The following is an 11552-nucleotide window of genomic DNA, read 5'->3' as shown; positions in this document are numbered from 1 at the left end:
TTGCAACGGCAGAGGTTATCGATCCAAGTAAGTTCGGCACATTAACGCGTGTCGTTTTTGGGGCGAGTGTACGCATAGAGGATATCGACTCAGGAGATCAACGCTTTATCAGCATCTTCGGTTCCGAGGAATCCGATATCGAGAAGGGCTGGATCTCGTTTGAAGCCCCCTTAGGTAAGGCCCTGATAGGAAAAGAGATCGGGGATATCGCCAAGGTTGTACTGCCTGGAGGAGATCGTGAGTACGAGATCCTAGAGATTAGCGTGCAGTATGAGGAGACGGTCGAAGAGACAACGGCAGGGAAGCCGTAGCACTTTAATGTCCTCTTTGTCTTATATGTGCTAGCCTGCGCGCGTGATTGCCCAAGAAAGTATCGAACGCGTTAAAGCAGATTCAAATATCGTTGATGTCGTTTCAGAGACGGTAAAGCTGCGTCGTGCCGGCATGTATTACTCCGGACTCTGCCCGTTCCATTCGGAGCGCTCGCCCTCATTCTTCGTACGTGATTCCTCAAACAGCTACATCTGTTACGGATGCGGAGCATCGGGAAACGTGATCTCATTCGTAATGGCGAATAGTGCCATGACATTTCCCGATGCAGTTGAGTACCTGGCGGGACGTTTCGGAATTGAGCTGAAGTACGATAACGCTAAAACCGCTGCCCCAGCGGTCGACCGAGAGAAGCTCTATAGCGTTTGTAGCGCAGCACACCTATTTTTTCGAAGATCCCTAATGCAGGTAAAGGGCGGTGTTGGAGAGTTCGCACAGGTAGGGACCTACCTAAAGAAACGGGGACTGACGGCTGATGCTATCAACGCCTTCGGGATCGGATACGGACCTAATCAACGCAGCCTACTAGTGCAGGCCTTAAAGCAAGCAGGGTTCGATGAAGAGACCCTCTTACTCTCTGGGCTCGTTCGTCGTAGCGCCAGCGGAGATCTGTACGAACTCTTTCGTGGGCGTCTGATCTTTCCGATCTTTGTTGATGCTAAGCGCATCGCTGGTTTCGGTGGGCGCGTTATTCCAGGTGTTATGGAACCGGCCTACGAGCAACAATCCCCCAAATATCTTAACTCTCCAGAGACCCCAACTTACCAGAAAAGTCGCACAATCTACGGCCTCCCACAGGCGGTAGGCGCAATTCGCGAATTGGGCGAGGTGTACGTGGTTGAAGGCTACATGGACGTTATTGGGCTGGCCATGAAGGGGGTGCATAACGTTGTAGCGTGTTGCGGAACTGCGATGACAGAGCAGCACTTAAAGCGCTTCTCAGGGCTGTGTAGCCGTGTTTACTTACTATTTGATGGTGATAGCGCTGGGCGTGCAGCGGCGGCTAAATCATTCCTTTCGGCGAAGAACGCAGATGTCGATGTAGCAGCATGCTTTCTACCTGATGAGGTTGATCCGGATGATTTTGCAACACTGCATGGAGAGGGTGTAGCTGCTGCACTCAAGGCTTTACCAAAGGCGGAGCTAATCGATGCCTATATAGATGGATTGCTGACGCGAGCAGGGTGCTCAATAACTGAGAAGCCTGGCCCAAATCTTTTGGGGAAACTTAGTGAAGAGGTTGCCAAGGCGTTAAGCGGCGTTGAGCGCGAGGTTGCGCGCGCCTCCCTAATAACGCGCGCGGCAAGACGACTAGGAATTGAAACTACGCAGCTTGAAAGGCTGGTCTCTAGAGGAACTGAATCCGCCACTACCGTTAAGAGCCCAGAGCGAGCTCGCATAACCGAGCCACAATCTGTTTCTCAGTCCGCCACTCTTTCTGCGGCAGCGTCGGGTCCAGTGGTGTTACGAGGTCCTGCAGAGCTCCCGCGTATCGATCTCGATATGTTGCGTGCGGTTATGGTGCTTAAGGGGGAGGTACTCCAGGAATTGCTCAAGAACCCCGAAGCCTGTGAAATGCTGCAACCCGAAACGATCCGTTTTGTCATGGATCTGAGTGCGGCGCTGGCACCCCATCCGGATGACGAGGAGCGGCAGCGATCGGCGGTTAAGGAGCTATTACAGGCTCTTGGGGCTGACTGGACTAGGCTCTGGAAGGAGGCCTATAAGATGGTCAAAGCTGAGGTAAGTATGCGAGACCTCTATCGGGAGAGCCTGTGGGCCATTCGTAGGGAGAAGCTACGGGGGCTGCTTGAGGAGTGCAAACAGGAGCTTTTATCGGAGCAGAATGATCCGCACAGGCAGCTTGTGATCTCCGAACGGATGAGGGCCCTTAAAACTCAGATAGATGGGAACGTTCGGGGGGTGGACCTACAGAGCCCAAATAGCTAGTATCCCGACATCTATTGGAAGACGGAGCCTTCTTTCGGCGTAGTGCGAGCTCTATGCAGGGGGTCTTTCCGTATTAGTATGAAAGTTTAAGTGGCCTTATTCCATCACTATGCAATGTGGCATTCTGCAATGCAGGTGAGGGGTATTCAATTTTGGAGTGGTATCAGTGGTATTAAAAAAAGGTGGGGCGAGCAGGGGTAAGATTCTTAGCAAAGTAAGGGAAAAACTGAAAGCAAAGAGCGCACTCAGGCACGGAGCTAAAAAGCAAGCTAAGGTAAAAAAAATTAGCTCTACACTCAAGAAGGATTCCAAGCTCAAGGTTGCGGCCCGTGCGCGTATGCGTGGTCGTGAGGAGGAGTCTCGTCTTAATCAGGCCGCAGCTCTTAAGAGATCCAAGGAAGCACCCAAGCCAGCACAGCCTTCTAAAGTAAGCGCCATTAAGGAACAGGCTTCCAAGGTGCAGCTCCCCAAGGTACAGGCCTCCAAGGTACAGGCCTCCAAGGTACAGGGCTCCAAGGTACAGGCGACTAGCGGCTCAGCAGCAAAGAAACTTGAAACAGTTCTAGATTCAGGGCGTAACAAGCCACTAATAAAACCTCTTATAAAACCCCTAACGAAGGAGTCTCGTAAGGGCAAGGATAGTGATGGCATCGGAGTACCAGGCGCGGACCGTGAGCTAATGATCGGTGACATCGATGATGGGATGCAGGAGTTGACCGGCTTTGAGGTTGCGGTAGAGGCGGAGCTCTCCGAGATCGATAGCTCAGTTGATCTGAAGGAGCGTGGTGATATTGAGAGCCGTATTAGCCGGCTACTTGAGGTTGGTAAGGAGAAAGGCTACCTCACCATGGATGAGGTCAATGAGGCCCTCGCCGGCGAAGTTATGTCGGAGGAGCAGGTCGAAGAGGTCGTGAGCATGTTCGGTGAGCACGACATCGATATTATTGAACAACCGGCCGGACCGCAGGAGGAGAGTGGTGATTCACCAAGTGGAGCAGATGCGGCACCAGAGGCGATAGATGCAGCTTCTCTAGGGCGTAGCACCGATCCAGTTCGACAATATCTGCGCGAGATGGGCAATGTCAGCCTGCTTACCCGTGAAGGTGAAGTTGAGATTGCTAAGCGCATAGAGTCCGGGTTACTTGCGATACGCGAGCAACTTCTAAAGCAACCGGTTGCAATCAACTACGTTGCTAATCTATTTGATTTGGTTAAGAACGATCAGATTCGTTTGCGCGATCTCTTTGCCGAGGAGGAGGTCGAGCCCGATAGCGCCAAGGAGGAAGAGGAAGAGGAAGCGGCTGAGCCAAAGTTCGATGAGAACGGCAATGAGATCGGCCAGAAGCCGGCCGCCCAGAGCGAAGAGGATGAGGCCCTCAAGAGGCGCTTTATCTCTAAGGCTAATGTGTACAAGAAGGCCCTCAAAGAGACGAGGACTCTGTATGAACAGCTGGTAGAGCTTCCAATCGAGAAGCGGCTTGAATCAGACCGCGAGAAGAAGTTTCAACGGATGCTGACAAAGAACGCTGCGCGTATTGAGGAGCTTAATCTCAACCAGAAGCAGTTCCATAAGATGATTCAGCTCGTCAAGGACTCAGATGATGAACGTCGCGAACTATTTCGTGGTGTCGAGATGGCGGCACGCAAGCTTGGAACAACGGCAGATGAGTTGATCGACTCGCTAGCAGAGCTGCTTTCAGCTGATCAGGTCGCTGTTAAGCGCGCCGGCAAGCGCCTCAAGTTAAAGAGCACCGATCTTAAGCATTGGGAGGAGCCGCTCAGGCGCACCCTTGCTGCGGTGCAGAAGATTGAGGAGGCGGTCATGATGACCGCTAGTCGTTTCGGCGATAGCGTTCGAATCCTTAAGGATGGCGAGATTCGTGCTCGTATCGCAAAGGATCAGCTAATCGAAGCTAACCTGCGTCTGGTGGTATCGATCGCCAAAAAATACACCAATCGCGGATTGCAATTCCTTGACCTGATTCAGGAGGGAAATATCGGATTGATGAAGGCGGTTGATAAGTTCGAATACCAGCGTGGCTATAAGTTTTCGACCTATGCAACGTGGTGGATTCGCCAGGCGATAACACGCGCCATAGCAGATCAGGCCCGTATCATCCGTATTCCGGTACACATGATTGAGACGATCAATAAGTTAGTGCGAACATCGCGCCAACTTGTTCAGGAGCTCGGCAGAGAGCCAACCCCTGAAGAGATCGCAATAAAGATGGAGATCCCGATCGATAAGGTCAGGAAGGTTCTTAAGATCGCCAAGGAGCCGATCTCGCTTGAGACCCCGATCGGTGAGGAGGAGGACTCCCATCTAGGAGACTTTATCGAGGATAAGCGCGTCGTATCCCCGGCTAACGCCGTGGTGAACATGAACCTTCAGGAGCAGACCCGCAAGGTTCTAGCGACCCTTACGCCACGTGAGGAGAAGGTGCTGCGAATGCGTTTCGGAATCGGAGAGAAGAGCGACCATACACTGGAAGAGGTTGGTCAGAACTTCGACGTTACACGTGAGCGTATCCGTCAGATCGAGGCCAAGGCGCTGCGTAAGTTGCGTCACCCGAGCCGCAGTAAGCGTTTGCGCGGCTTTATGGACAAGTAGGTACTGCTCATGAGGACCCTTTGCTTGGTGTTGATTACGGTATTTGCCGCAACAGGGTGTGGGAAGTATCTAGCACCACTACCACCCGAGGCGCTGGCGCCCCGGGCTGTAGAGGGGCTTGAAGTAACGACCACCCACGAACAGGTGGCGCTGATATGGGTCGCTCCTGAGGAGGATCGGCGTGGTAAGGAGCTCAAGTCGATTGAGGGTTATGTAATCCAACGCAAAGAGATCGTTGAGCGTGGTGATGAAACCGATCCGAGTATTGAATATGTTGAGTTAGGCTTCGTACAAGATCTGCACGTTAAGATTCGTGAAGATCTACGCAAAGAGGCGCGTGCGCAGGGCAAGATCGGCAGAACTATTCAGGCTCCTGATGGGCTAACGAGTTTCTCCTTTCTTGATTCTACGGCCAAGAACGGCAAGACCTACCTCTATCAGGTGCTTCCTCAAAATCAGGGCAGCGTTGATGGGGTTATAAAGCAGGTCGCTAAGGTAGTCTTTAAGGGTGCCGAGAGCGACGTAACTATCTTGGCAGTTGGTGACGTTGAGTCAGACGATGAGCCAGAGGATAACGGGGCGGTTGGTCGGCAGTAGTCAGTTGTGCGACTTATATAACTGAAGAATCACATGACAGCGCAAACCCAAGAATTTAGTCTTAGCGGAGTATTCACAGCTCTCGTTACCCCCTTTACTAGGGATGCCGGTGCCGTTGATTACAGGTCACTTGAAAAATTAATTGAGCTACAGCGTGCTGCAGGGGTGCAGGGGGTAGTGGTATGTGGCTCTACCGGTGAGGCATCAACCCTTACTCAGCAGGAGTACGGAGAGGTCATCTCCTTTGTTCGCGAGCGAACCAAGGGCAGCCTGTCCTGTGTTGCGGGGATCTCTACTAGCTCAACGATGGCGGCGATAGAGATGGCGAAGCTAATTAAGGGGATCGGTTGCGATGCCATCCTGGTTGCGGCACCTCCCTACAACAGGCCTACACAGGAAGGGCTGCTAGAGCACTTTAGGGCAATTGCGCGGGCGGTCAGGATTCCACTGATAGCATATAATATTCCGGGGCGTAGCGCCGTCGGGTTTACCGCAGCAACGCTTGCAACCCTTAGTCGAGAGGGTCTTATCGCGGGCATCAAGGAGTCCTCCGGGTCTATTGATCTATTGGCCGATATTATCAGGGCAGTTTCGCCGATCTGTCAGGTTGTATCTGGGGATGATTCCCTCTTGCTGGCGGTCCTGGCCTACGGTGGAAGTGGAGCTATCTCGGCCTCTGCTAACGTACTGCCGAGGGAGTTTGTAGAGCTGACCACAGCCTATGCTGCTGGGCGTATTGATGATGCTAGAAAGTTGCAGTTGGGGATGCTTTCAAAAATTAGGGCGCTCTTTATCGAATCAAATCCGGTTCCGGTAAAAACAGTGCTTGCGCTGCACGGTGTTATCGCTGAACCAACGGTCAGGCTACCCCTCGTGCCGCTCTCGGCAGCGAGCCTTGCAACGCTGCGCGCGGAATTTATGCTATGAAAAAAATAGGCGTTGTTGGAGCAACTGGAAGAACGGGCTCAAAGGTTATTGAGGCGTTACTCTTATCAAAGAGCTGTGTGCTGCAAGCAGCTATCGTTTCGCCGACATCTACTAAGCTTGGAACACAGGTGGTCGGTAGCGAGGTGCTGTACTCAAAGGATCTAGAGCAACTTGCAGGGTGTAATGTAGTAATCGAGTTCTCTACCCCCGAGGTCTCTCTGCAGGTAGTGGAGGCGTGCGCCAGGCATAGAGTGCCGGTAACGGTGGCCACAACTAGCCATACGCCCGAGCAAGTTGAGCAGATAGTGGCCTTCGCGCAGCATATCCCAGTGCTGGTTGCCCCCAATACCTCGCTTGGAGCGGCGGTATTAGCGCTACTGGTTGGACAAGCCGCTGAGATCCTTGGAGCGGCGTTCGATCTAGAGGTTATGGAGATACACCACCGCATGAAGAAGGATGCCCCATCAGGTACGGCACGCGCATTGGTCTCAGCCGCCATCGCCCCGACTCAACGGCCAGTATTTGGGCGTGAGGGGCAGCGCCAGCAGGATGAGATCGGAGTTGTTTCGCTGCGCGGTGGAGACCTGCCAGGTGACCATACGGCCTACTTTTTAGGTGATGGAGAGCGCTTGGAATTGTCGCATAAAGTGCACGATCGAAGGGTATTTGGGATTGGAGCTCTCACCCTAGCGGAGCGTCTGGTGGGAAGAAAGCCTGGGCTATATTCGGTTCGCTCACTATTGCTGGAGTAAGTAGACATAGCTATCCGCATGGCCCTAACTTACTGTGTAAGTTAGTGTGTAAGTTAGTGTGGTCAGAGGCATTAAAACTTTCAAACCCCTGAAAATAGTGCGTTGTGTTTTAATGACCTCCCTGTTATAAGCCCAAAATAGGACTATAAAACAGCATTGCGAGTCCGCCTATTCACAGTATAGTTGGGTCTAGGTAGTTGTTGTGCCGCAAGCTGAGGCTCGAAAAGCTTAAGTTTAAAATATTATACAAAGCAGGACAGGTAATTCTATGAAGCGCGAGAAATCAAACTACATGATACAATCAGTTTCTCATGCTCTCGACGTTCTTGAGGAGCTATGCAAGGCGGCGGGAGAGGTCGGGGTAACTGAGCTTTCAAAGCGTCTTAAGCTTCACAAGAACAACGTGTTCCGATTGCTCGCAACCCTAGAGCTGCGTGGCTACGTTGATCAGAATAAAGAGACAGAGGATTACCGCCTCGGAGTAAAGGCGCTCCAGATGGGGCAGTCGTACCTTGCGCAGAGCAGCCTAGTTGGTCGTGGGACACCAATTCTGCGAGCGCTCTCAGAGTCGCTCGGTGAGACCGTAAGCCTAGCTATCCTACAGTCTGGCCAGGTTCAGTTTCCAATTAGCATCGAGGCTAAGCGCCCGGTCAAGGCATCCGCACGTATCGCGGTATCGTTCTCTGCCAAGCTTAATGCAGCAGGAAGGCTTCTTACCGCACAGCTCTCAGATAGTATGCTCGCTGAGGTGTTGGCTGCTAATACCGTTCAGGATGCTGCTATCAGAACACAGCTTTCCGAGTTGCGCTCAACCGGTCAGATCATTGACCGTGGAGCTATTGAGGCCGATGTGGTTTCAATCAGCAGGATCGTTCGTGGTAATAACGGCGATGTAATGGGGGCAATTGAGGTGCTCGTGCCACAGTATCGAGCCAAGCTTGATGTGATCACTAGCAAGATTGATGAGGCTGCTTTACAGCTCTCGACCGCGCTTGGAGCCACTAAATCAAACCTCTCAACCTCGTTAGAGAAAGAGGTAACAACCGCTACTCTAACAACGCCTTCAATCACCCCACCAACAGGTGCAACTACTAATCCTACTCAACCTGCTGCACGCATCGGTAAGTAGAGAGTAGCTATTCTTAACAGAGGTTAGGGGGTCTCGTGCTGCCATTATCGGGCTTAGCGGGTTTATCGGCGGAGCAGGAGTCATTAAGGGAGATTGCGCAGCGATTTGCGCTGGATAAGATCCGGCCAATCGCAGCGCAGCTCGATGAAAGAGCTGAATTTCCCCTTGCCGTAATTAAAGAGAGCCACGCTCTCGGTCTTATTAACCTTACAATTCCTGTAGAGCTGAGTGGGTCCGGGCTCTCTATCTTCGATGCTTGTCTTGTAATCGAGGAGATCGCCTGGGGCTGCGCCGGTTTTGCAACCTCTATGGTGGCGAATGACCTCGCGCTGACACCGATTAGGTTGGCTGGAAGCGAGGAACAAAAGCGTCGTTTTATCCAACCGATCGCTGCTAGTGGAGAATTTTCTTCGTTCTGTCTCTCCGAGCCGAGCGCAGGATCCGATGTCGCAGGGCTTCAGACTACGGTTGAAGATGGTGGTGATTACTGGATCCTTAACGGCGCAAAGCAGTGGATCAGCAACGCCGGGCACGCCTCTCAGTATACTGTTTTTGCATCGATCGATCGCACTAAGAAGCATAAGGGCCTCTGTTGTCTCGTTGTGCCGCGATCGACCGTGGGAATCTCAGTCGGTCATCACGAAAACAAGATGGGGCAGCGTTGTTCGGATACGTGCAGCGTAACGTTCGATAACGTGAAGGTTCCGAAGGATCACATGATCGGCGCACCGGGCGAGGGCTTTAAGATAGCGATGCAGACGCTTGATGCCAGCCGCCCAATGACGGCCAGTATCGCAGTTGGTATTGCGCGCGCCGCTTGTGAACATGCCCTTGCATACTCAAAGGAGCGTAAGCAGTTCGGGAGCCCGATCAGCTCATTTCAGGGTATTCAGTTTATGCTCGCTGATATGGCGACGGTTATAGATAGTTCGCGCCTGCTTACCTGGCGCTCAGCTTGGTTAATCGATCAGGGTAAACCAGCTTCAATTGAATCGAGCATGGCGAAACGCTTTAGCGCTGACTCCGCCATGAGCGTTACGACCGATGCAGTCCAGATCTTTGGTGGATACGGATATACTAAGGATTATCCGGTTGAGAAGCTAATGCGTGACGCAAAGCTGCTCCAGATCTATGAGGGCACGAGCCAGATCCAGCGCATAGTGATAGCGCGTGAGATGTTAAAGGGATAGGAGCTTTTTACTGCTTCTTAGTTCGTAATCGAACTCGATATATGACGGAGGGTTTGAACGCCCTGATTTGTAATCTGCCAGACCTTTGAGGTAAAATCCCCCTCAGGGAAGGGGCTAACAAGCTTCTGGCCCTCAAGGATAAAGAGGAAACGTTGAGTCTCCTTCTCATCTACGAGGCCACTTATCTGTGCTATCTCTGTAATTTGTAGGCGCCGGGAGTCCGGTGTTGCCGTTGAGTGCGGTGCTAGGGCATTGAGGATCTGAATCTGGCTCATAGACGAAGGGGTTAATCGCTTCTTCTTAGAACTAGCAGTTGATTCCATTCAATACTCCTTGGTTAGTAACTATTCACCCCAGTTCGCTCCACAAACTCGCCCTTTAGATAGGGGCTAACGCAGACGGACGTGATCGGGAAAATAGTTATCTTGGTTATAAATTGGCAATTTTGCTCAAAGGCAGAGGATAACTATACCCTTAAGCCCGATCATTACGCAAATGAGGGCAAAACATCGTTAAAAGTTCCCCATATGCCGCTTTATCTTGTGTGTACGGGAGCTTGAAAAGGCTCGGATTAGTCCCCATTAAGTAAGCAGATCGCCCTTTGTGCGATTGCCTGATAGCGGAGCTTGCGATACAAAAGGTCGCATATGGAGAGAGAGCGGCGTTCTATAGAGGATCTAAAGCAGATCCTTACTGCTACATGCGCAGAGATAATCGAGGAGAGCGTCCTTGAGCTTGGAGATCTGATACTTACAGTGAAGGCTTCAAACCTCGCAGAGCTTCTGCGCCTTTGCAGAGATTCTAAGGAGCTGTCTTTTAACCTGCTGGTTGATATTACCGCCGTTGATTGGCTCGATAGTCGTGAGGTGCGCTTTGAGGTGGTCTATCAGCTCCTAAGCCTTGCGAATCTGTGGCGCCTTACGATTAAGGTCGCACTCTCAGAGGATAGCCCCGAGATCGCCACCGCAACGACGCTTTGGGCCGGAGCAAACTTCCTTGAACGTGAGGTTTGGGACATGTTCGGAATACGTTTTACGGGGCACCCCGATCTGCGCAGAATTCTTATGTACGATGAATTCATTGGGCACCCGCTCAGAAAGGATTATCCGGTACAGGGCAAGCAGCCCCGTATTGCGCTCCGTATGCCGGAGGTTGAGAATACCGCGAGAAGGATGCAGCGGCCTGAGCTGGTGAGCATTCGCAAATCTAAGGTTAGCGCACCTAAGAGCCAAAGTGCTGAGGGCAGCAGAGAGTAGTTACAAGATTTATAATATGACACAGGGTAAGCTTTTAGAGGTCGATGTCGGAGTGGGTGGGATCACTACCTCGTTTCGACCACGCGCTTTAGGTGATGACCTGCACTCAGAGTCGATGATCGTTAATATGGGCCCGGCGCATCCAGCTACGCACGGTACTATTCGCGTGGTTGTGGAGCTCTCAGGAGAGAAGATCATCGATGCCGATGTCGATGTTGGGTATCTGCACCGCGGCTTTGAGAAGATGTGTGAGACGGTAGACTACAATCAGGTCATGCCGTACACCGACCGCCTAAATTACGTCTCCCCACTAATTAACAACTTCGGGTGGTGCCTGACTATAGAGAAATTACTCGGGATTGAAGCACCCAAGCGCGCACAATATATCCGCGTGATACTCTCCGAGATCTCGCGTGTAAGTGATCACCTGACCTGCCTTGGGGCATCAGCCATGGAGCTGGGAGCCTTTACCGTGATGCTCTATATGATGGAGGCGCGCGAGTCTCTGTGGGGCCTAATAGAAGAGGTCACCGGTGCGCGACTGACCGTCTCTTACGGTCGAGTAGGGGGCGTTAAGGATGATCTAACAGAGGGCTTCGCAGGAAGGATGCAGGACGCATTCAAGAAGGTGCGTGAGCATTTAGCCAACAGCGATAGGTTGCTTACCAGGAACAGAATATTTATCGACCGTATGTGCGATATCGGAATTCTAACTGCAGAGGAGGCTATTGGCCTTAGCCTGACCGGCCCGATGTTGCGTGGCTCAGGGGTTAACTACGATGTGCGCAAGGCTTTCCCGTACTCAAGCTA

General features: G+C 52.1%; 11 protein-coding genes. 10 read left to right on the top strand and 1 reads right to left on the bottom strand.

What is annotated here, in order from left to right:
* The 8 genes from NTV65_05915 to NTV65_05880 form a co-directional block, all read left to right on the top strand.
* The coding region (locus NTV65_05915) for a GreA/GreB family elongation factor (GenBank protein ID MCX6114734.1) at window positions 1-311 on the top strand (311 nt) is incomplete at its 5' end.
* 43 nt (window positions 312-354) lie between these two features.
* Entirely contained in the window at window positions 355-2280 is a 1926-nt protein-coding gene (gene dnaG, locus NTV65_05910; GenBank protein ID MCX6114733.1) for a DNA primase, read from the top strand.
* 166 nt (window positions 2281-2446) lie between these two features.
* The gene (gene rpoD, locus NTV65_05905) at window positions 2447-4891 is read left to right on the top strand and encodes an RNA polymerase sigma factor RpoD (GenBank protein ID MCX6114732.1); all 2445 of its coding nucleotides are present in this window, start codon (window positions 2447-2449) and stop codon (window positions 4889-4891) included.
* Window positions 4892-4900: 9 nt separating this feature from the next.
* The gene (locus tag NTV65_05900; protein ID MCX6114731.1) at window positions 4901-5488 is read left to right on the top strand and encodes a hypothetical protein; all 588 of its coding nucleotides are present in this window, start codon (window positions 4901-4903) and stop codon (window positions 5486-5488) included.
* Between the two features lie 33 nt (window positions 5489-5521).
* On the top strand, window positions 5522-6415 hold the full coding sequence (gene dapA / locus NTV65_05895; GenBank protein ID MCX6114730.1) for a 4-hydroxy-tetrahydrodipicolinate synthase: 894 nt from the start codon (window positions 5522-5524) through the stop codon (window positions 6413-6415).
* Window positions 6412-7167 (top strand): 4-hydroxy-tetrahydrodipicolinate reductase, encoded by a 756-nt coding sequence (gene dapB, locus NTV65_05890; GenBank protein ID MCX6114729.1) that lies wholly within the window; start codon window positions 6412-6414, stop codon window positions 7165-7167. Before dapA ends, dapB begins: the two co-directional genes overlap by 4 nt.
* A 268-nt stretch (window positions 7168-7435) precedes the next feature.
* On the top strand, window positions 7436-8296 hold the full coding sequence (locus tag NTV65_05885; GenBank protein MCX6114728.1) for an IclR family transcriptional regulator: 861 nt from the start codon (window positions 7436-7438) through the stop codon (window positions 8294-8296).
* 35 nt (window positions 8297-8331) lie between these two features.
* Window positions 8332-9486 (top strand): acyl-CoA dehydrogenase family protein, encoded by a 1155-nt coding sequence (locus NTV65_05880; GenBank protein ID MCX6114727.1) that lies wholly within the window; start codon window positions 8332-8334, stop codon window positions 9484-9486.
* Window positions 9487-9503: 17 nt separating this feature from the next.
* On the opposite strand, the gene NTV65_05875 is transcribed toward NTV65_05880, so the two are convergent.
* Entirely contained in the window at window positions 9504-9809 is a 306-nt protein-coding gene (locus NTV65_05875) for a hypothetical protein (protein MCX6114726.1), read from the bottom strand.
* Between the two features lie 324 nt (window positions 9810-10133).
* On the opposite strand from NTV65_05875, the gene NTV65_05870 reads away from it, so the two are divergent.
* Both NTV65_05870 and NTV65_05865 read left to right on the top strand, forming a co-directional pair.
* A complete protein-coding gene (locus tag NTV65_05870) occupies window positions 10134-10742 on the top strand; it encodes an NADH-quinone oxidoreductase subunit C (GenBank protein ID MCX6114725.1) in 609 nt (202 codons plus the stop codon).
* Window positions 10743-10758: 16 nt separating this feature from the next.
* Window positions 10759-11552: NADH-quinone oxidoreductase subunit D (locus tag NTV65_05865; protein ID MCX6114724.1), on the top strand; the 794-nt coding region annotated here is incomplete at its 3' end.

The organism is Pseudomonadota bacterium, from assembly GCA_026390555.1.
Classification (GTDB): Bacteria; Bdellovibrionota_C; UBA2361; order UBA2361; family OMII01; genus OMII01.
The sequence above is the reverse complement of the archived record's forward strand: the minus strand, read 5'-3'. Positions and strand labels throughout refer to the sequence as shown.

What these genes read in the sequence shown, in the direction of transcription:
- NTV65_05900 (MCX6114731.1), top strand. Translation starts at nt 4,901, where the DNA reads ATGAGGACCCTTTGCTTGGTGTTGATTACGGTATTTGCCGCAACAGGG.
- dapA (MCX6114730.1), top strand. Translation starts at nt 5,522, where the DNA reads ATGACAGCGCAAACCCAAGAATTTAGTCTTAGCGGAGTATTCACAGCT.
- dapB (MCX6114729.1), top strand. Translation starts at nt 6,412, where the DNA reads ATGAAAAAAATAGGCGTTGTTGGAGCAACTGGAAGAACGGGCTCAAAG.
- NTV65_05885 (MCX6114728.1), top strand. Translation starts at nt 7,436, where the DNA reads ATGAAGCGCGAGAAATCAAACTACATGATACAATCAGTTTCTCATGCT.
- NTV65_05875 (MCX6114726.1), bottom strand. Translation starts at nt 9,809, where the DNA reads ATGGAATCAACTGCTAGTTCTAAGAAGAAGCGATTAACCCCTTCGTCT.
- NTV65_05870 (MCX6114725.1), top strand. Translation starts at nt 10,134, where the DNA reads ATGGAGAGAGAGCGGCGTTCTATAGAGGATCTAAAGCAGATCCTTACT.